Here is an 18,845-nt window from a genome sequence, read left to right on the forward strand (position 1 = left end):
CCTAACCGGGCGGCGCGACGGCGGGCCGTTGACAACTAGAACAGGTTCTCGTTTATGGTCGAGTCCGTCGCGACGGACCGCTACACTCCCCGCAAGCCGGGGATCGTTTTGCCACCAAACTACGAGGGGGTGTGATGGCCGCCAAGTTGCGCCTACTTTCGGCTTCGACAGGGCTGGTTGCGGCGTTGGTCGCGGCGGTGCTCGTGGTGTGGCAGCCGAGCCAGACCGAAGGCGCAGCCTCGGGCCCGCTCCAACTCGACGTCACCGACCTCCCGATGACCAACGTGTCCACCACGATCAAGTGGCCGGTCGTCGAGACCACGGACCCCTCACCGTTCGATCCGTGCAACGACATTCCGTTCGACGCGGTCCAGCGGATCGGCCTGGCCTACACCCCGCCGGAGCCCGAGGACAGCCTGCGCTGCCACTACGACGCCGGCAATTACCAGATGGCCGTCGAGGCGTTCGTGTGGCGCACCTACGAGCAGACCATCCCGGCCGACGCGGTCGAGTTGGACGTCGACGGTCACCGGGCGGCCCAGTACTGGATCATGAAGCCCACCGACTGGAACGACCGGTGGTGGATCACCTGCATGATCGCGTTCAAAACCAGCTACGGCCTCATCCAGCAGTCGCTGTTCTACTCGCCGGTCCACTCCCCGGATCGGCCGGACTGCCTGCAGATCAACCTGCAGCGGGCCCACGAACTCGCGCCGTACTACAAGTTCTGAGCACCACCGAGTCCGGGCGCCGCGGCGGCTGATCCGTAGCCTGGTTGCGTGAGCAAGTTCCGCCGGTACGCCGGTACAGCGGTCAGCAAGGTTCTGGGTCTGCCGCCGCAGACGACCGACTTCACGGTGCAGCACGGGCTGCGGGTGCCGATGCGCGACGGCGTCGAGCTGATCGCCGATCACTACGCACCCGTCACCGACCGTCCCGCGGGCACTCTGCTGGTGCGCGGGCCGTACGGCCGTCGCTTCCCGTTCTCGCCACTGTTCGCTCAGGTGTACGCGGCGCGCGGCTATCACGTGGTGCTGCAGAGTGTGCGCGGCACGTTCGGCTCGGGCGGGCAGTTCACGCCGATGGTCCACGAAATGGCCGACGGCGCCGACACCGTGGCCTGGCTGCGCGACCAACCGTGGTTCACCGGCTCGTTCGCCACCGTGGGCCTGTCCTACCTCGGCTTCACCCAGTGGGCGCTGCTGGCCGATCCGCCGCCGGAGATGAAGGCCGCCGTCATCACCGTCGGCCCGCACGACTTCAGTGCATCCTCCTGGGGCACCGGTTCGTTCTCCCTCAACGACTTCCTCGGGTGGAGCGCGATGGTCGCCCGCCAGGAGGAACCCGGCGTGGTGCAGGCCCTGTCGCGGCAGCTGCGCGGGCCCGCCGAGCTCGCCAAGGCGACCGCCGGCCTGCCCATGGGAGCAGCCGGCCGTCAGCTGCTCGGCACCGGCGCACCGTGGTACGAATCCTGGCTGGAACATCCCGAACGCGACGATCCGTTCTGGGACCTGCTGCGGTTCGACGACGCATTGCAGCAGGCCGAGGTGCCCATCCTGCTGCTCAGTGGATGGCAGGACCTGTTCCTCGACCAGACCTTGGAGCAGTACGAGCAGCTGCACCGGCGCGGTGTCCCGGTGGCGTTGACGGTCGGTCCGTGGACTCACACCCAGCTGATGACCAAGGGACTCACCACCGTGGTCGGCGAATCGCTGGACTGGCTGGGCGCCCACCTGGCCGGTCACGGCGAGACCAGCCGCAGCACTGTCCGGATCCATGTCAACGGGCGCGGCTGGGTGGAGCTGGCCGACTGGCCGCCGGTCATGCCGGAGCACGAGTTGTTCCTGCAGCCGACGGGTCGCCTGACCGATAGCGCGCCGCCGGACACCGCCCCGGCGTCATCATTCACCTATGACCCCGCGGACCCGACGCCGACCGTCGGCGGCCGACTGCTGGCCGCGGCCGGCGGATACCGCGACGACACTCGACTGGCCCGGCGCAACGACGTGCTGACGTTCACCGGCGATCCGCTTCCGGCCGATCTGTATGTAGCCGGAAACCCGGTCGTCGAACTGGCCCACAGCTGCGACAACCCACATCACGACATCTTCGTCCGGATCAGCGAGGTGGACGCAAAAGGCCGGTCCCGCAACGTGTCCGACGGGTTCCTCCGGTTGAACGATCACACCGGGCCGGTTCGGCTCGAGCTCGACGCCGTCGCACATCGCTTCGCTGCGGGGTCACGGATCCGGCTGCTGATCGCCGGCGGCTCACATCCACGCTTCGCCCGTAACCTGGGCACCGCCGAGCCGCCGATCTCCGGTTCTCAGCTGGTACGGGCCGCCCATACCGTGCATCACGGTCAGGGCGGGGTTTCGCGGGTGGTGTTGCCGGCCGGCCCGGTGCCGCCGGCGTGAACATAGGCCCCCGACCGAAGAACAACGCGGCGAATTACGGTCACCTCGGGACTGCAACTCGCCGCACAAGCGGGTAGCCCTTAGCCGACTGAGGTTCGAACCCGTTCGGCGACGTCGCGCAGCATCGCGTTGTCGTGCACCGGCGGGCCCCAGTCCGCCTGCACCGCAAGGTCGACCCAGCTCTTGCAGCCGGCGAACTCGGGCGTGCGCGCCAACTGAATCGGCGTGCGCAACGGGGCCACCTGGACGACCAGGACGGTCAGGCGGTGTTTGGGGCGGAAATCGAGGCGGTCGGCCCGCACCGATTCGGCGGTCCAGATGTGCAGGTCGGCCAGGTCGTCGATCGACTCGGGACGGTTGACCTCCACTGCGGCAACGACTTTCGCTCCGGCGCGAACCGTCACGGCGTCCTCGGTGCTGTCGGCGGACGCCTCAGCGAGCAGGTCATGGTGTTCGAGGCGCACCCGTTCGACGTGGCTGTGCGCGATCGTCGGGAACAGCACGAATTCCGGTGCGGCTACCGAGAACCGTTTTTCGTGGATGCCGCCCTTGCGCAGCAGCACGGTCTGTCGACCGTCGAGCAGCGCATGCACGGCCGCACTCCACTCCTTGAGCGCTGGTTGGGTCACGTTGCCAGCCGGGCCCGAACTTCTGGACGACGCAGTGGCGGGACAGTCTTGGGTGGCTGCCGGCGCGGAGCCAGCCCGTCGAGCAGCCGGGTGGTCGTGGCGGTGACCTCGGCGACGGCGGCCTCGAACGCCTCGACGTTGGCGCCGGACGCACGGGTGATCCCGCTGACCTTGCGCACGTACTGGCGCGCCGCGGCCTCGATTTCTTCGTCAGTGGCGGCGGGCTCCAGCCCACGCAACTCGGTGATATTGCGGCACATGCCCCCACGATAGGTTGATCGGATGAGTGATGACGTCCTGCTGATCGACACCACCGACCGGGTTCGCACCCTGACGCTGAACCGGCCCCAGTCACGCAACGCGCTCTCGGCGCAGTTGCGCACCGAGTTCTACGCTGCGCTGCGCGACGCGCAGGCCGACGATGACGTGGACGTCGTGATCCTCACCGGCGCCGATCCGGTGTTCTGCGCGGGCCTGGACCTCAAGGAACTCGGCAACACCACCGAGCTGCCCGACATCTCCCCCAAGTGGCCGGCCATGACCAAGCCGGTGATCGGGGCCATCAACGGCGCCGCGGTCACCGGTGGCCTGGAGCTGGCGCTCTACTGCGACATCCTGATCGCCTCCGAGCAGGCCAGATTCGCCGACACCCACGCCCGGGTCGGGCTGCTGCCGACCTGGGGCCTGAGCGTGCGCCTGCCGCAGAAGGTCGGGGTGGGCATGGCCCGGCGGATGAGCCTGACCGGCGACTACCTCTCGGCCGCCGAGGCGCTGCGCGCCGGCCTGGTCACCGAGGTCGTCCCCCACGACGAATTGCTGCCCACGGCTCGCAAGGTGGCCGCGTCGATCGTCGCCAACAATCAGGCCGCGGTCCAGGCCCTGCTCGCGTCGTACCACCGCATCGACGAGTCCCAGACCGATCAGGGGCTGTGGATCGAAGCGGCGTCCGCCCGCGCCTGGATGGCTACGGCGTCCGGTGACGACATCGCGGCCAGCCGCAGCTCCGTGATCGAGCGGGGACGCGCGCAGGTGCGCTGACACCGCTTACCTCCCCGCCGGGTCGGACGCGCAGACGGCGGTGAACACCTTGCCGTCCTTTTCTCGGGATGGCTCGGGGATCCATCCACGATGTCGGAGACCCTCGTGGTCGCACGGAAATCCACCGGTTGCGCGTCGAGTGGAAAAGCGTTGACCTGCAAGGTCAATTGCCCGGCAAGGCGCCAATCGGTGTCGCTCGGCCACGGATGAATGACCTGTAGCCCGGCGGGATACGGTCCACCCACGGTCAGGTGCTCTACGTCGGCTCCGGCCGGGTCGGTGGCCGTGAGCACCAGCTCATATCCACCGCCGCTCAATGAGATCCGGTTGACGGCGACGCACGGCGTACCGGTCCAGACCTGGAGTTTTCCTTCGGTGACCCGTGCGCCCCACGCTTGAGGCAGCGTCCGTGCTTCGGTCTCGCAACCGGACACCGCCAATCCGGCGACCGCCAACCCGATCACCGCCAGAAACCGGTGCCCAAAGTTCACCGACACGACCTACCGTTGGGGAGTGCAGACAGAGGTGAACGTCTTGTCGTCCTTCGCCGCGACATCGGCCGGGTTGAGCCAGCCCACACCCGTGAACCAGTAGGTATCGGCCGGGTGTTCCGATGATCCGTCGACGATTTCGGAGACCTCGGTCCCCGCGCCGAAACCGACTGATTTCGCACCGGGGGGAAACGCGTCGAGCTGGAAAGTCAGTTGCTTCGCGGTACGCCAATCCAGGCCCTGCGGCCACGGTCGCGTGACCTGCAGCCCGGCGGGGTACGGCCCACCCAACGTCAGATGCTCGACGTCCGCCCCGGCCGGATCGGTGGCCGTGAGCACCAACTCGGCATCCTCGGAATCGTGGCTCAACGAGATCTTCTTGACGGCAACACATGGCGCACCGGTCCAGATCTGCAACTGTCCCTCGGTGACGCGCGCACCCCACGACGGGGTCAGTGACGGGGCGAACGGCGCCCTGGTCTCACAGCCCGAGGCCGACAGCACGACGACTGCCACAACTATCGCGACAAAGCATCGGCGCATCAGTGGTAGCCCCCATCCGACAGACCGGCGTCCTCTTCGAGCGGGTTTACGCCGCCCATCCCCTGTTGATCCCCGATCATTTCGGTGGCATTGACCTGCGCACCGTCCGATGCGGTGCCGGACCATTTCAAGGCCAACGCGTCCATCTGAGATCGCTCGCCGGCCATTTGAACATCGATTTCGGCGCCCGCCGCCTTGACGTCAGCGGCCGCTGCGGTCAGCGATTCGGGCCGGGACCCCAGCACCTGCGACACCGTCAACGGCATCCCGCTCCCCTGTCTTTCTGCGCCCCTCAAGTATCAGCCCGTGACCTCAGGGTTCGATGCGCCAATTTTGGCGGTATCCCGCGCAGGTGAGGATCAGTCGACGAGCCACCCGGCCTGGTCGTTGGCGAGTTCCTCGACGCTCATCCCGTCGACGAGCCGGTCCAGCGCGCCGATCATCGTGTCGCATTCGCGCGCCGGGTGGTCTTTCGGGCAACGCAACGCATGAGTCAGAAACTGTTGCGCCCCTTGCGCTTGCGCTATCACTCGATCCAGCGCGGCGATCTGCTCGCGTACCGTCTCGCGCCACTGCTCACTCGGCGCGTCCAGCACCGCGGCCGCGGTGTCGAGCGGTAGGCCCAACCGGTTCACAATCTTGAGCAATGCGAGCCGGCGCAGCTCCTCGGGCCCGTACATCCGCTTGCCGGCCTGCCGCTGCCGCGGGGACACCAGCCCACGTTCGTCGTAGTACCGCAACGCCGACGGGCTCATCTGCAGCCTCGCCGCGGCGTCGCCGATCGGGATCAGGTCCATGCCGCCATTTGACTTCAACCCGCCTTGAACCGGCAAGGTCTACCTATGAACGCCGCGCGTGCGATCAATCACCATGCCGACCACCCCGGCTTTTCGGGCGTCACTGGGGTGTTGTGCGGGCTGGCCTTCCTCCTGGTCGGCCGGGCAAAGGCCAGGCTCGCCGCGGATGTCGCGCAACTCTCGTCGGCAGACCATGTCGTGGACGTCGGTTGCGGACCGGGCACCGCCGCCCGGGTAGCCGCCCGCCGCGGAGCGCAGGTGACCGGCGTCGACCCCTCGTCCACCATGTTGCGCATCGCCCGGATGGTCACGCCGAAACGCGCACCCATCACCTGGCGCGAGGGCACCGCAGAAGCACTGCCCGCGCCGGGCGGTTCAGCGACGGTGGTGTGGGCGCTGGCCACCGTGCACCACTGGCAGGACGTCGACAAGGCGGTCGCCGAGGCCCACCGCGTGCTGATACCGAGCGGGCGGTTGATCGCGATCGAACGCCAATCACCCGATGACGCCACCGGATTGGCCAGCCACGGCTGGACACAACAGCAGGCCGAGGCGTTCGCTGCCGTGTGTCGCGACGCCGGATTCGACGACGTCTCAGTGGCCGAGAACGGCAGCGGCAAGCAGGCCGCCTGGGTGGTCAGCGCTACGCATCGTCCCCTCTAGTCTCCGGTGTAGCGAGCCGCCCGAGCTGAGTTGCCGCTGTCCCGAGTCAGTCCCCCAGGTCACTCAAGCGGCAGTTGGACGAATATCTGCCCGGTAGGCTGCTCCGAGCCGGAACCCGGCTCAACCGTGAACGCCAGGGTATTGGCGGTGCCGAGATCGAGGACCGTGTCGGTCGCGGACGGACCCACCGCCGCAGCACTGAGTGTGCCGGCCGACCTCGGCTTCCCGCCGTCCAGCAGCCACATCTGGTAGACGGTGTCGGCGGCGGGTGGAGCAACGCCGTTCATGACCAGCACCGCGGCATCACGTTCCCGCGAGTAGACGACCGTAGCCGTACCGCCGGCCGGAATGACCCCGCTGACAGACCGTACGTCCGCGGCGCCGAACACCTGCTCGGCCACCGACGGAGCCGGCGGCGTCGGCCGCAGCGCAATGCCCGCGCCGAACGAAGCGATCGCGATCACCACAGCCGCAGCAGCCGCCAACACCGCTGGGCGCCAACGCTTCCGACGCGACGACGAGTTCGCGGCAGCCAGTATCCGCTGGCGCAGGCGTGCCGGGGGTTCGACGGCGGTCACGTTCGAGAGAATGGCCATGGTCTCCCAAATGCCCTGTACCTCTTCGCCGAAGGCCGAAGCCACGTCCGCGGGCGCGCCGTCGACTCCGCGTTCGATCTCGGCGCGCTCGCGGTCCGAGACCGCGTCCAATGCGTAGAGCGCCGCCAACTCCAGCAGTTCGGACCCGTCCGCCTCTGTCATGTCGCCCCCAAACACCGGCGGAGGCTCAACAGGCCAGAGCGGATCCGTGACTTCACGGTGGCGAGGTTGACCGCAATCCGCTCTGACACCTGGGGATAGGTCAAACCGCGGTAGTACGCCAATTCGATGCACCGGCGCTGTGCGTCGGACAGCGCGTCCAGACACTCGACCACTTGGCGATGTTCCTCTGACAGCGCGGCCGCGTCTACCACGATGTCAACAGGCGGCTCACCAGACATCGCTGCATATTTGGAATCGCGACGACGGGCGGCCTGCTCGGCGCGGACGCGATCCACCGCACGCCGATGCGCCAGCGTAATCAACCATGCCGCCGCAGAGCCCGCCGAAGGATCGAAAGACGCTGCGCTCCGCCATACCTGAAGGTAAACCTCCTGTGTGGTTTCCTCGCTATAGCCGCGATCGCGAAGGACCCGGCTGACCAATCCGAAAACCCGCCGCACGGGTGTGGTCGTAGAACATCGCGAATGCCACGACATCGCCTCGGGCCACCCGGCGCAGCAGGTCGTCGAGGTCGCTGTCCGACCGCGGTGAATCTGCCATCACGCGTGAGAGTCTCGGCCGAGGTGGCAGATGACCGGCCGAAATGGACCACTTGCCAGGACAATCCGGAGCGCTGATCGATTTTTCACCGTCCCGCGCTCTCGTCCATGAAGAACTGGCACTTCTCCAGAGTGAACTGGACGACGTCCACCTGGCCCTTCCGGAACAGGTCCGCGCAGCCCGTCAGATATTTCATGTAGCGCCGGTAGACCTCCTCCGACTGGATCTCGACCGCACGTTGTCTGTTGGCCTCCAACGCGGTCGCCCAGCAATCCAGCGTTGTCGCATAGTGCGGTTGCAGTGATTGTTCGCGGGTCAACGCGAAGCCACTCTCGATCGCGTGCTCATCCACCATCGGCGCAGAGGGCAGCTGACCGCCCGGAAAGATTTCGGTCAGGATGAACTTGATGAACCGAGCCAGCTCGAAGGTGATCGGCACCCCCAACCGGCGGGCATCGTTGGGATGCAGTCCGCAGATCGTGTGAAGCAACATCACGCCGTCGGACGGCAGCGCCTGATGAGCCATCCGGAAGAAGGCCGGATAACGCTGATGACCGAAGTGTTCGAATGCTCCGATCGAGACGATCCGATCGACCGGCTCGTCGAACTCCTCCCAGCCGGCTAATCGCACGCTTCTGCGTCGAGGGCTGTCCATCGCATCGAACATCGTCTGCACGTGTGCAGCCTGGTTCTTGGACAAGGTCAACCCGACGACGTCGACGTCGTAGCGTTCGATCGCCCGCCTCATGGTGGCTCCCCAACCGCAGCCGATGTCAAGCAACGTCATTCCCGGCTCGAGCCCCAGCTTGCCGAGTGCCAGGTCGATCTTGGCCAGCTGTGCTTCCTCCAAGGTCATGTCGTCACGCTCGAAGTAGGCGCAGCTGTAGGTCTGTGTCGGGTCGAGGAACAGCCGGAAGAAGTCGTCCGACAGGTCGTAGTGGGCCTGTATGTCCTCGAAGTGCGGCGTCAAGCTGGGCATATTCGAATCCACCTATCTGACACGTGCGGATGAGCGCGCCGGTTCATCAGTTCCGCGCAGGTAATTCGGAGCCGACACCCTCGCGGATCATTTCGACTTGGTCGCTCGCACCCTCATCCGCGAGGACCATCGCTCCGAATATCAGTTGAGGGCGGACGTTGGGTACCGACCTCTAGACGACTGGAGACGTCCATGGCCTCAGCGCGACAATGCAGTGGTTCACCTGCACGTCGAACTCGCGTGCCAGCTCAACATCAGACCGCATCGGGTGCGGACCGCTTCGCCCCCGAGGAGGTGGCGTTGCGCCCGAGGCGAGTTCACGTCCAGTTGGATGCGGCGCCATTGCATTGGATCCCAGAGGATCCGTACGCCTCGCACATCGTGACGGCACTCAACTTGTTTCTGCCGGTTGCCGAGCGGTGGTTCAGCAGACTGCTCTCCGATGCCTTGGAGCACGTGCGAGACGAGCACCTGAGGGAGGAGATCATCGGCTTCATCGGCCAAGAAGCCGTACACGCCAACACTCACGACGAGGTCCTGGTCGAATTTGTGCGGCGACACGGAATTGATCCCGAGCCTTTTCATCGCCAGTTGCAATGGATAGCGGACCAGTACGACCGGCGGGTATCCACAGCCAGTTCAGACAAGCGGCGCAAAGCACTCGCCTCGGGCACGCATGCGCTCTGCGCCGCAGAGCATTTCACCGGTGTGTTGGGGCACTGGGCACTGAACAATTCCTGGGACGACATGGGCGTCGACCCGATGTTGTGTGACCTCTATCGGTGGCACGGCGCCGAGGAGGTAGAGCACCGTCACGTCTCGTACAACGTCGCAAGATACTTCGGCATGGATTTCATCGCCCAGGCCGTGTCGGGTGTCCTGGTCAGTGTCGTGTTCTTCACGCTGCTGCTGCGTGGAACGAAGTTCCTGGTGCACAAGGATCCGGTATTGCCGAACCTGGGGTACGCCCGGATCTTGTGGCAGCTGCGTGCCTCGGGTAAGCGCGGAGCTGTCCCGACCGCGGGTTTCATGATCCGCAGCGGGCTGCGCCTCCTCAAGCCCGACTACCACCCCGTCGACGAGGGCGTCACGGCACAAGCGGTTGCGTACCTGGCCACCTCACCTGCGGTGCGCGCTGCCCATGTACATCGGTGAACCGCCCCCTGGGCTTTACCGGTCGGATCGTCCAGACGTCATCGTTCGGTTGGCCGCGACAGCCGTTTCCCACTTCGTATCGACGGTGATGCGTCTGGGAGGAGATGGAGAACTGCCTGAACTCAGACACGCCGCCAACCGTAAGAGCGTGCTCGTGGCGGACCGACGCAGCGTCGCGCGCGACGACACCGTCGTCGAGCTCACCCTGACATCCCACGACGGCTCGACTCTGTGCCGATGGCACCCGGGCGCACACATCGATCTTCATCTCCCGTCGGGGCGCACCCGGCAGTACACACTATGCGGGGACCCGCACCGCACGCAGGAGTATCGGATCGCCGTGCGCCGGATCCCCGGAGGCAGCGGTGGGTCAGTGGAAGTCCATGGCCTGGACGTGGGTCAGACCGTCGAGATCAGCGATCCGCGTAACGCATTCACGATGGCTGTGCCAGGTTCTGGCTCCAAGGCCGCGGAAATCCGTTTCATCGCGGGCGGCATCGGTATCACACCCATCCTGCCGATGGTCCGTCTCGCCGAGCGCCTCGACGTGCCGTGGTCGTTGTGTTACACGGGACGGCGACGAGACAACCTGCCGTTCCTGGATGAACTCGCAGCCTGGGGAGACCGGGCGCAGGTGCACACCGGTGACGAGCATGGGCGGCTGACCGCGAGCGAACTCCTCGACGGGGTGGACGACCAAAAAGCGGTCTACCTGTGTGGTCCAGCATCCATGGTGGAGACTGTCCGCCGGGTCGTACCGCTCGATTCAGGCATGGAGTTGCACGTCGAGCGTTTCTCACCGCTGTCGGTGGTCGACGGGATTCCGTTCGAAATCGAGCTGGCGCGTAGCGCCAGGATTGTGCAGGTCGGCCCAGACCAGACCGCGCTTCAGGCCCTGCGGGCGGCCGTGCCCAACGTGGGCTACTCGTGCCGGCAAGGGTTCTGCGGAACCTGCGTCCAGCGGGTCATTGCCGGCGACGTCGAGCATCGCGACGCGCTCCTCACCGACCAGCAACGCGAATCCGGACAGATGCTCGTTTGTGTCTCCCGGGCCGAATCCATTTCCGGACGGCTCGTCCTTGACCTATAGCCGAGATTCGACAGGAAGGGTGCGGTGACATGTTGGCCAGTCTGCGGGGGTACCAGTGCTGATCAGAACGCTCGACCGTCCTTCGAACCACGCCGTGGTCATCGGCGGCAGCATCGCCGGCCTTTGTGCAGCTCGTGTGCTGGCCGACCACTTCGACCGTGTCACTCTGTACGAACGCGATGAACTGCCCGACGAACCTGTCAACCGCCCGGCGATACCCCAAGGTCAGCATGTTCACCTCCTGATGGCGCGGGGAGCGCAGGAACTCGAACGCCTCTTTCCAGGACTGCTGGATGACATGGCCGGCGCCGGCGTTCCTGTCGTCCACAATCAGCCGGAGTCAATTCATTTCGCTGCGGCCGGACATATCCTCGGCACCGGGAAAGGGCTGCAAAACAGCTTCACCGCGTACGTGCCAAGCCGCGGACAACTCGAATGGCAGATCCGCAGGCGCGTCAACGCGATTCCGTCGGTCGGGCTGGAACAGCGAGCGGTGGCGTACCCGCAGTTCGATCCTGACACCAATCGGGTCACCGGAGTTGTCCTCCACGACAGCGAGCGGGTGCCTGCTGACCTCGTCGTCGACGCCTCAGGCCGCGGTAGCCGCCTACCAGTGTGGCTGCAGCAGTGGGGCTTTGACCGACCGAGGGTAGATGAGGTCCACGTCGGGGTCACATACGCCTCGCACCGGGTCCGGATTCCACCCGGCCTGATCGCAGAGAAAATGGTGCTGGTCAGTGCAACTCGGGACCGGCAGCTCGGCATGGGCATGTTGTTCCACGAGGACAGCACCTGGACCGTCACGACATTCGGAGTGGCGAAGACCGAACCTCCACGTGACCACGCCGGGATCTGCCGATTGGCCGAGACCCTGCTACCGCCGCACATCAGTTCGGCCGTGCAAGCAGGAGAACCGCGCGGCGCCATGATGTTTCACCGCTATCCCACCTGCAAATGGCACCGATACGACAAGCTGTCCAGACTGCCCAGTGGAATACTGCCATTCGGCGATGCCGTCGCGAGCCTCAATCCCACTTTCGGCCAAGGCGTGACGATGACGACTATTCAAGCCGGCAATCTACGTGCAGTCCTCGGCAGCGGATCGACGGATGTTGCTTCCCGGCTGGCACATGCGACGGCACGATCCACCTATCCGGTGTGGCTCATGAACGCAGTCGCCGATCATGCCGAGCATGGCGCCCAGGGTCACCGTCCGTGGTGGTACAGGCCGCTGTACGGACTGTTCGATCAGTTCCTCGCCGCAGCGGAGACAGACCCGGTGCTGGCCGAATGGTTTCTCCGGCGCACCAGCCTGCTCGACAGTCTCTACCTGGCACCATCGCCTCGGCTCGTCGGGCGCGCCGTCCGCAACAACGTCCGGACGTGGCTGTCCGAACGCACCGCCACGGGGCCGACTGCCCGTGTGGTCAGACAATCTTCGACCGACCTGTCACGGTGATCGCCCTGGACGCCAACCAACTTCGCCATCATCGCGCGGCCTCTTGCCGACCTGGGTTCGTCTGGGCCTAACCGGCCCCGGGCACCAGCCAACGACCTGAGAACGACCGCCAACCGACGAAGATCAACCTCAGCACCATGAACGTGCTCAACCCCGACCAGATGCCGAACAGGCCCCAGCCGTAGATGAGCGACAACCAGATCAGAGGCAGGAAGCCGACCAGCGCGCTGGCCAGGGTGGCGTTGCGCATGAATTTGGCGTCGCCCGCACCCAACAGCACACCGTCGAGGGCGAAGACGATTCCCGCCACGGGCAATTGGGCCACCAGGAACCACCACGGCACCCTGATCGCCTCCAGCACCGATTGATCGTCGGTGAACACCGGCGGCAGTACCGAGGAGCCGACGGCGAACACCAGGGCCAGCACCACGCCGGCCATCGTGGAGAACAGCGTCACCCGCCACGCCACGCTCTTGGCATGCGCCAGTTGACCCGCTCCCAATGCCGCGCCGACGAGTGACTGCGCCGCGATGGCGAGCGAATCAAGCACCAGTGCAAGGAAACTCCACACCTGCAGGACAACCTGATGGGCCGCCACGGCCGCCGCACCGAACCGGGCAGCGACGGCCCCGGCCGACAGGAAGCAGGCCTGGAACGCCATCGACCGCACCAGCAGATCGCGGCCCATGGTCAACTGGGCACGCAGCACCGCGGGCTGAACCCGTAGCGCCACCTTCTCACTCAGCAGGGCCCGCAGGAACAACAGCGCCGCGACCCACTGCCCCACCAGGTTGGCCACCGCAGACCCAGCCAGCTCCAGCCGTGGCAGACCCAGCCAGCCGTAGACCAGCGGCGGGCAGAGCACCGCTGACACGGCGAACCCGAACACCACGTAGCGCAGCGGCCGGACCGTGTCCTGTACCCCGCGCATCCAGCCGTTGCCTGCCAGCGACACCAGGATCGCCGGGGCGGCCAGGATGGCGATCCGTAGCCACGGCAGTGCGGCGTCGGCGATGTCAGAGCGTCCCGCGATCGCCGACAGCAGCGGCACCGCCGCCGCCTGTACCACCGCGACGATCAGGAGCCCCAGACCCAATGCCAACCAGGTGGCCTGGACGCCTTCGCCGACGGCGGACTGCCGGTCACCCGCCCCGAACATGCGGGCCGAGCGCGCCGTGGTGCCGTAGGACAGGAACGTGCCCTGGGAGTTGACCAGGCCGAGGATCAGGCCACCGATCGCCAGGCCGGCCAGGCTGAGCGCGCCCAGCCGCCCGACGATGGCGATGTCGAAGAGTAGGTAGATCGGCTCGGCGGCGAGCACACCGAGTGCCGGAAATGCCAGGCCGGCGATCCGGCGGGTGGTGGCCGGCGTGACGGGAATGTCGCCTTCGGGTTCAACCATGTGACGGCCCGGGAACGGCGTGCGGTACGCGGTCAGGCAAGAGCTTGCGCAAGCGCCTGCACGACGTCATCGGCGGGCCCGGCGGCCGAGTACCCGGCCGCGTGCGGGTGGCCGCCGCCCCCGAATGAGCTGGCGACCGTGGCCAGGTTCAGCGACTTGGCCCGCATCGACACCGACCAGTGTTGCGGCTCAATCTCTTTGAACACCGCGGCGACTTCTGCCTGCTGGGTGGTGCGCACGATGTCGACGATGCTCTCCACTTCCTCGGGCCGGGCGCTGGACCATTCGTCATGCGGCACCACGGCATACACGAGTCCACGGCCGCCTACGGCACTCGGGAGCAGCCGCGCCGAAGCCAGCACCCGCGACAGCATCGGCAACCATGCGAACGGATGGGTGTCGAGCAGGGCGCGGCTGATCGAGGCGTTGTCGACCCCGAGTTCGACCAACCGGGCCGCCAACCGGTGTGCCCGCGCGGTCGCCCAGCGGAACGAGCCGGTGTCGGTGGTCAGTCCGGCGTACAGACAGTGCGCCACCCGTTTGTCGATGGGCTTGTCCCAGGCGTCGAGAAGTTCGGCCACCAGCATCGTGGTGGAATCGGCCGTCGGGTCGACGTAGTTGGCGGTGCCGAACAGCTGATTGGACGCATGGTGGTCGATGACCAGGACCTCACGGCCGGCAACGGCCAGTCCCGCCAGCGCACCGAGCCGGTTGACGCTCGGGATGTCCACTGTGACAACCAGATCAGCGTCATCCCGGATGGTGGTCGGCGAGACCATCAGATGCCCGCCCGGCAGTGTCTGCAGGGATTCGGGCAGCTGGTCGGGAGCCGCGAAGGCTACCTCGACCTGCTTGCCGGCGTCGTCGAGCACCTGCGCGAGGGCCAGCCCGGCGCCGATGGTGTCGGCATCGGGATAGACATGGCACACCACGCTGATACTCGTCGCGTCGGAGAGAAGGTCGGCTGCCGCACGCGCGTCGACACGCTGACCGGAAGGGCACCCGTTGGGAGCCCCCGAATGAGCACTTTCAGTCATCCGTTCGATCGCGGTCACCGGCATCCTCTGTGTCTGCCCCGTCGGCAAGCCCGTCCATGTCTTCCGCCCCGCTCACACGGTACGGGTCTTCATCACCGGCGTGCTTGGCACCCTGCCGAACTCTCGCCAGATCCTCGTCCGCAGCCCGCGCCCGAGCCAGCAGCTCCTCCATCCGGTGCGCCGCATCGGGCACGGTGTCGCGGACGAACGCCAGGGTCGGGGTGAATCGCACCCCGGTCCCGGCGCCCACCTTGGTCCGCAATACGCCCTTGGCCTTCTCCAGCGCCGCCGCCGCGCCGGCATAGTCCGGCTCGTCGTCGAGCGAGGATCCCAGCACCGTGTAGTAGAGCGTGGCGTCGTGCAGATCACCGGTCATCTTCGCGTCGGTGATGGTGACCCCCGCCAGGCGGGGATCCTTGATCTCGTACTCGATCGCCGAGGCGACGATGGTGGAGATCCGTTTGGCGAGCCGCTTGGCCCGTGCGGGATCAGCCATTATTCGGACACCTTCACGCGCGAGCCTTTTCAACGAGCTCGTACGTCTCGACGACGTCGCCTTCCTTGATGTCGTTGTAGGTCAGCGTCAGACCGCACTCGTAACCCTCGCGGACCTCGGTGGCATCGTCCTTCTCGCGCTTGAGCGAGGACACCGTGAGGTTCTGCGCGACCACCGTGTTGTCACGCAGCAGCCGGGCCTTGGCGTTGCGACGCATGATGCCCGAGGTGACCAGGCAGCCGGCGATGTTGCCGACCTTGGACGACCGGAAGATCGCCCGGATCTCGGCGCGGCCGAGCTCCTTCTCCTCGTACACCGGCTTGAGCATGCCCTTGAGGGCCTTCTCGATCTCGTCGATGGCCTGGTAGATCACCGAGTAGTACCGGATCTCCACACCCTCGCGGTTGGCCAGCTCGGTCGCCTTGCCCTCGGCACGGACGTTGAACCCGATGATGATCGCGTCCGAGGCGGAAGCCAGGTTGACGTTGGTCTCGGTGACGCCACCGACACCGCGGTCGATGACCCGCAGCTCCACTTCGTCGTCGATCTCGATGCCCATCAAGGCTTCCTCGAGGGCTTCGACCGTACCGGCGTTGTCGCCCTTGAGGATCAGGTTCAGCTGGCTGGTTTCCTTCAGTGCCGAATCCAGGTCTTCCAGGCTGATCCGCTTGCGGCTGCGTGCGGCCAGCGCGTTGCGCTTGCGCGCACTGCGCCGGTCGGCGATCTGGCGGGCGATGCGGTCCTCGTCGACAACCAGGAAGTTGTCACCGGCACCGGGCACCGACGTGAAGCCGATGACCTGGACCGGACGTGAGGGCAGCGCCTCTTCGACGTCGTCGCCGTGCTCGTCGACCATGCGGCGGACGCGACCATAGGCGTCGCCGGCCACCACCGAGTCGCCGACCCGCAGGGTGCCGCGCTGGATGAGCACCGTGGCCACCGGACCGCGACCGCGGTCCAGGTGCGCCTCGATCGCCACACCCTGGGCCTCCATGTCGGGGTTGGCCCGCAGGTCCAGGGCCGCGTCGGCGGTCAGCACGACCGCTTCCAGCAGCGCCTGGATGTTGGTGCCCTGCTTGGCCGAGATGTCGACGAACATGGTGTCGCCGCCGTAGTCCTCGGCCACCAGGTTGTACTCGGTGAGCTGCGCCCGGATCTTGGCCGGGTCGGCACCTTCCTTGTCGATCTTGTTGACCGCCACCACGATCGGCACGTCAGCGGCCTGCGCGTGGTTGATGGCCTCCACCGTCTGCGGCATGACGCCGTCGTCGGCCGCGACCACGAGGATCGCGATGTCGGTGGCCTTGGCACCACGGGCACGCATGGCGGTGAACGCCTCGTGACCCGGGGTGTCGATGAAGGTGATCGGCCGGACGTTGCCGTCCAGATCGACCTCGACCTGGTAGGCGCCGATGTGCTGGGTGATGCCGCCGGCCTCGCCCTCGCGGACGGTGGCGTTGCGGATGGTGTCCAGCAGTCGGGTCTTGCCGTGGTCGACGTGACCCATGACCGTGACCACGGGCGGGCGGAACTCGAGGTCGTCCTCGTCACCCTCGTCCTCGCCGTAGGTGAGGTCGAAGGACTGCAGCAGTTCGCGGTCCTCGTCTTCGGGCGAGACGACCTGCACCTTGAAGTTCATCTCGCTGCCGAGCAGCTCCAGGGTGTCGTCACCGACCGACTGGGTCGCGGTGACCATCTCACCGAGGTTGAACAGCGCCTGGACCAGTGCGGCCGGGTTGGCGTCGATCTTCTCGGCGAAGTCGCTCAGCGATGCGCCGCGGGCCAGCCGGATGGTCTCGCCGTTGCCCTTGGGCAACCGCACACCACCGACGACGGGCGCCTGCATGTTCTCGTATTCGGCGCGTTTCGCCCGCTTCGACTTACGGCCGCGCTTCGGGGCACCGCCGGGACGACCGAACGCACCGGCTGCGCCACCGCGCTGACCGGGACGACCGCCGCCGCCACCACCGGGGCGACCGCGGAAACCGCCGCCACCACCTGCGGGTGCGCCACCGCCACCACCGGCACCGCCGCCGCGGTAGTTACCGCCACCGCCGCCGCCGGGACGAGCACCCTGACCGGCACCGCCGGGACGGGGGCCGCCACCGGGACGCGGGCCGGGGCGTGGGCCACCACGTCCGGGAGCACCGGCGCCGGCCGGACGCGGCGGCATGTTGCCGGGCGACGGACGCGGGCCACCGCCGGGACGCGGGGCACCGGGCCGCGGCTGCGGCCGCGGGATGGGCCGCTCGACCGGCTGCTGCGAGGAGAAGGGGTTGTTGCCGACCCGCGGGGCACGCGGGGCCGGCTTCGGGGCGCCCGATGCCGGACCCGGACGCGGGCCGGGGGTGGCACCGGGAGTGGGCCGCGGACCGGGCGTGGCGCCCGGAGTGGGCGCTGCCGGGGCGCTGGGCGCAGCAGCGGCCGGCGCACTGGGCGCGGCCGGAGGCTGCGGGGCAGCCGGCTTGGGTGCGGCGGGACGGGCCGGAGCGACCGGGGCCGCCTCGGCTGCCGGAGCCTGGGGTTCGACCGCCGGGGCCGCGGGGGCCGCGGGCTTGGCCGGGGACGGCTTGGCCGCCGTCGCGGGGCTGGGAGCCGGAGCGCCGGGCTTGGGGGCCGCGGGCGCTGCAGCGTTGCCCTGCGGGCGGGGCTTGTCTTCGGGCTTCTTGCCGCCGGCCTTGGTGCCGAACGACTCGCGCAACCGACGCGCGACGGGCGGCTCCACAGTGGAGGACGCCGACTTGACGAACTCGCCCTGCTCCTTGAGCTTGGCTAAGAGTTCCTTGCTGGTGACACCGAGTTCCTTCGCCAACTCGTGTACACGGGCCTTACCTGCTGCCACTACATCTCCTCGTCTGGAGGCAACAGCGGTGGTAGGCGCCGCGCCTCGGGTTTAGCTATGACGCATGGTCATCGGGACTTCACGGTGTGCTCATGTTCTTCGCTACCTGTTCTGTTGCCGGGGTGGCGGGCCCGTCGAGGTCGAACTTCTCGACGTACTCGATCACCGCGGATGTATCCGGTGAACCGGTGAGTCGCAACGCTCGGACGAAGGCTCGTCGCTTCACTGCCATCTGTGCGCACTGCTGGTCGGGGTGCAGCCACGCACCACGCCCAGGCAGACTCGCCGCGGGGTCAACGGTTACGGAACTGGTCCCGTTCCCGTCGGTCACCGCAACCACTCGGAGCAACTCGGCGGCCAACTCTCGCTTCCGACACCCGATGCAGGTCCGCACTGGTCCGACAGAGGTGTCGGAGGTGCTTCGTTGCGTCAGAGCCGGAGTCTCGCGCTGGATCACGGCTGAGTCTACCGCCCCGGGGCCCGTGGTC

General features: G+C 67.1%; 19 protein-coding genes and 1 pseudogene. 7 read left to right on the plus strand and 13 right to left on the minus strand.

Annotation, left to right across the window (positions count from 1 at the left end):
• Positions 1-134 precede the first annotated feature (134 nt).
• Both AB0876_RS14140 and AB0876_RS14145 read left to right on the plus strand, forming a co-directional pair.
• Positions 135-731, plus strand: coding sequence for a DUF3558 domain-containing protein (locus AB0876_RS14140; RefSeq protein ID WP_526042224.1), 597 nt, complete (start codon positions 135-137; stop codon positions 729-731).
• Positions 732-779: 48 nt separating this feature from the next.
• Positions 780-2,417, plus strand: coding sequence for a CocE/NonD family hydrolase (locus tag AB0876_RS14145; protein WP_526042225.1), 1,638 nt, complete (start codon positions 780-782; stop codon positions 2,415-2,417).
• Positions 2,418-2,497: 80 nt separating this feature from the next.
• Here the strand turns inward: AB0876_RS14145 and AB0876_RS14150 are convergent, their stop codons facing one another.
• Together AB0876_RS14150 and AB0876_RS14155 are read right to left on the minus strand one after the other, a co-directional pair.
• Complete coding sequence (locus AB0876_RS14150) at positions 2,498-3,046, minus strand: DUF1802 family protein (RefSeq protein ID WP_526042226.1); 549 nt, start codon at positions 3,044-3,046, stop codon at positions 2,498-2,500.
• A complete protein-coding gene (locus AB0876_RS14155) occupies positions 3,043-3,306 on the minus strand; it encodes a DUF2277 domain-containing protein (protein WP_526042227.1) in 264 nt (87 codons plus the stop codon). Before AB0876_RS14155 ends, AB0876_RS14150 begins: the two co-directional genes overlap by 4 nt.
• Before the next feature lie 22 nt (positions 3,307-3,328).
• On the opposite strand from AB0876_RS14155, the gene AB0876_RS14160 reads away from it, so the two are divergent.
• Positions 3,329-4,084 carry an enoyl-CoA hydratase gene (locus AB0876_RS14160; protein ID WP_526042228.1) on the plus strand — a complete coding sequence of 252 codons (756 nt, stop codon included), beginning with the start codon at positions 3,329-3,331 and terminating at the stop codon, positions 4,082-4,084.
• Between the two features lie 500 nt (positions 4,085-4,584).
• Here the strand turns inward: AB0876_RS14160 and AB0876_RS14165 are convergent, their stop codons facing one another.
• The 3 genes from AB0876_RS14165 to AB0876_RS14175 form a co-directional block, all read right to left on the minus strand.
• Complete coding sequence (locus AB0876_RS14165; protein WP_526042229.1) at positions 4,585-5,091, minus strand: hypothetical protein; 507 nt, start codon at positions 5,089-5,091, stop codon at positions 4,585-4,587.
• 26 nt (positions 5,092-5,117) lie between these two features.
• Entirely contained in the window at positions 5,118-5,384 is a 267-nt protein-coding gene (locus tag AB0876_RS14170) for a hypothetical protein (RefSeq protein ID WP_526042230.1), read from the minus strand.
• Between the two features lie 93 nt (positions 5,385-5,477).
• Positions 5,478-5,915: a MerR family transcriptional regulator gene (locus AB0876_RS14175; RefSeq protein ID WP_055113100.1), complete on the minus strand. Its 438-nt coding sequence runs from the start codon at positions 5,913-5,915 to the stop codon at positions 5,478-5,480.
• Positions 5,916-5,960: 45 nt separating this feature from the next.
• On the opposite strand from AB0876_RS14175, the gene AB0876_RS14180 reads away from it, so the two are divergent.
• Positions 5,961-6,578 (plus strand): class I SAM-dependent methyltransferase, encoded by a 618-nt coding sequence (locus tag AB0876_RS14180; protein ID WP_526042231.1) that lies wholly within the window; start codon positions 5,961-5,963, stop codon positions 6,576-6,578.
• 59 nt (positions 6,579-6,637) lie between these two features.
• Here the strand turns inward: AB0876_RS14180 and AB0876_RS14185 are convergent, their stop codons facing one another.
• The 3 genes and pseudogenes from AB0876_RS14185 to AB0876_RS14195 all read right to left on the minus strand — a co-directional run bounded on the left by AB0876_RS14185 (position 6,638) and on the right by AB0876_RS14195 (position 8,876).
• Positions 6,638-7,336, minus strand: coding sequence for an anti-sigma factor (locus tag AB0876_RS14185; protein ID WP_491838758.1), 699 nt, complete (start codon positions 7,334-7,336; stop codon positions 6,638-6,640).
• Positions 7,333-7,897, minus strand: a pseudogene (locus AB0876_RS14190) (RNA polymerase sigma factor). The gene AB0876_RS14185 and the pseudogene AB0876_RS14190 overlap by 4 nt, the downstream one beginning before the upstream one ends.
• Positions 7,898-7,982: 85 nt before the next feature.
• Positions 7,983-8,876, minus strand: coding sequence for a cyclopropane mycolic acid synthase family methyltransferase (locus AB0876_RS14195; protein ID WP_491838756.1), 894 nt, complete (start codon positions 8,874-8,876; stop codon positions 7,983-7,985).
• A gap of 240 nt (positions 8,877-9,116) precedes the next feature.
• Here AB0876_RS14195 and AB0876_RS14200 point away from each other — a divergent pair, with 240 nt between their 5' ends.
• The 3 genes from AB0876_RS14200 to AB0876_RS14210 are packed head-to-tail and all read left to right on the plus strand — an operon-like array spanning position 9,117 to position 12,580.
• Positions 9,117-10,031: a metal-dependent hydrolase gene (locus tag AB0876_RS14200; protein WP_491838755.1), complete on the plus strand. Its 915-nt coding sequence runs from the start codon at positions 9,117-9,119 to the stop codon at positions 10,029-10,031.
• Positions 10,018-11,121 (plus strand): PDR/VanB family oxidoreductase, encoded by a 1,104-nt coding sequence (locus AB0876_RS14205; protein ID WP_526042232.1) that lies wholly within the window; start codon positions 10,018-10,020, stop codon positions 11,119-11,121. Before AB0876_RS14200 ends, AB0876_RS14205 begins: the two co-directional genes overlap by 14 nt.
• A 58-nt stretch (positions 11,122-11,179) precedes the next feature.
• Complete coding sequence (locus tag AB0876_RS14210) at positions 11,180-12,580, plus strand: FAD-dependent oxidoreductase (RefSeq protein WP_526042351.1); 1,401 nt, start codon at positions 11,180-11,182, stop codon at positions 12,578-12,580.
• Positions 12,581-12,647: 67 nt separating this feature from the next.
• On the opposite strand, the gene AB0876_RS14215 is transcribed toward AB0876_RS14210, so the two are convergent.
• The 5 genes from AB0876_RS14215 to AB0876_RS14235 form a co-directional block, all read right to left on the minus strand.
• The gene (locus AB0876_RS14215; RefSeq protein ID WP_526042233.1) at positions 12,648-13,982 is read right to left on the minus strand and encodes an MATE family efflux transporter; all 1,335 of its coding nucleotides are present in this window, start codon (positions 13,980-13,982) and stop codon (positions 12,648-12,650) included.
• 32 nt (positions 13,983-14,014) lie between these two features.
• Positions 14,015-15,019 (minus strand): DHH family phosphoesterase, encoded by a 1,005-nt coding sequence (locus tag AB0876_RS14220; RefSeq protein ID WP_526042234.1) that lies wholly within the window; start codon positions 15,017-15,019, stop codon positions 14,015-14,017.
• On the minus strand, positions 15,012-15,515 hold the full coding sequence (gene rbfA / locus AB0876_RS14225; protein WP_135362295.1) for a 30S ribosome-binding factor RbfA: 504 nt from the start codon (positions 15,513-15,515) through the stop codon (positions 15,012-15,014). The genes AB0876_RS14220 and rbfA overlap by 8 nt, the downstream gene beginning before the upstream one ends.
• A 13-nt stretch (positions 15,516-15,528) precedes the next feature.
• Complete coding sequence (gene infB / locus AB0876_RS14230) at positions 15,529-18,357, minus strand: translation initiation factor IF-2 (protein WP_491838751.1); 2,829 nt, start codon at positions 18,355-18,357, stop codon at positions 15,529-15,531.
• Between the two features lie 79 nt (positions 18,358-18,436).
• On the minus strand, positions 18,437-18,814 hold the full coding sequence (locus AB0876_RS14235; protein ID WP_082941880.1) for a YlxR family protein: 378 nt from the start codon (positions 18,812-18,814) through the stop codon (positions 18,437-18,439).
• Between the last annotated feature and the right edge of the window lie 31 nt (positions 18,815-18,845).

It is taken from the genome of Mycobacterium sp. NPDC049093, from assembly GCF_040704635.1.
In the GTDB taxonomy this organism is placed as follows: domain Bacteria; phylum Actinomycetota; class Actinomycetes; order Mycobacteriales; family Mycobacteriaceae; genus Mycobacterium.

Excerpts from the sequence above, each read along its gene's own strand:
- AB0876_RS14140 (WP_526042224.1), top strand. The coding sequence starts at position 135 with ATGGCCGCCAAGTTGCGCCTACTTTCGGCTTCGACAGGGCTGGTTGCG.
- AB0876_RS14155 (WP_526042227.1), bottom strand. The coding sequence starts at position 3,306 with ATGTGCCGCAATATCACCGAGTTGCGTGGGCTGGAGCCCGCCGCCACT.
- AB0876_RS14160 (WP_526042228.1), top strand. The coding sequence starts at position 3,329 with ATGAGTGATGACGTCCTGCTGATCGACACCACCGACCGGGTTCGCACC.
- AB0876_RS14170 (WP_526042230.1), bottom strand. The coding sequence starts at position 5,384 with ATGCCGTTGACGGTGTCGCAGGTGCTGGGGTCCCGGCCCGAATCGCTG.
- AB0876_RS14175 (WP_055113100.1), bottom strand. The coding sequence starts at position 5,915 with ATGGACCTGATCCCGATCGGCGACGCCGCGGCGAGGCTGCAGATGAGC.
- AB0876_RS14180 (WP_526042231.1), top strand. The coding sequence starts at position 5,961 with ATGAACGCCGCGCGTGCGATCAATCACCATGCCGACCACCCCGGCTTT.
- AB0876_RS14185 (WP_491838758.1), bottom strand. The coding sequence starts at position 7,336 with ATGACAGAGGCGGACGGGTCCGAACTGCTGGAGTTGGCGGCGCTCTAC.
- AB0876_RS14195 (WP_491838756.1), bottom strand. The coding sequence starts at position 8,876 with ATGCCCAGCTTGACGCCGCACTTCGAGGACATACAGGCCCACTACGAC.
- AB0876_RS14205 (WP_526042232.1), top strand. The coding sequence starts at position 10,018 with ATGTACATCGGTGAACCGCCCCCTGGGCTTTACCGGTCGGATCGTCCA.
- AB0876_RS14215 (WP_526042233.1), bottom strand. The coding sequence starts at position 13,982 with ATGGTTGAACCCGAAGGCGACATTCCCGTCACGCCGGCCACCACCCGC.
- AB0876_RS14220 (WP_526042234.1), bottom strand. The coding sequence starts at position 15,019 with ATGACTGAAAGTGCTCATTCGGGGGCTCCCAACGGGTGCCCTTCCGGT.
- rbfA (WP_135362295.1), bottom strand. The coding sequence starts at position 15,515 with ATGGCTGATCCCGCACGGGCCAAGCGGCTCGCCAAACGGATCTCCACC.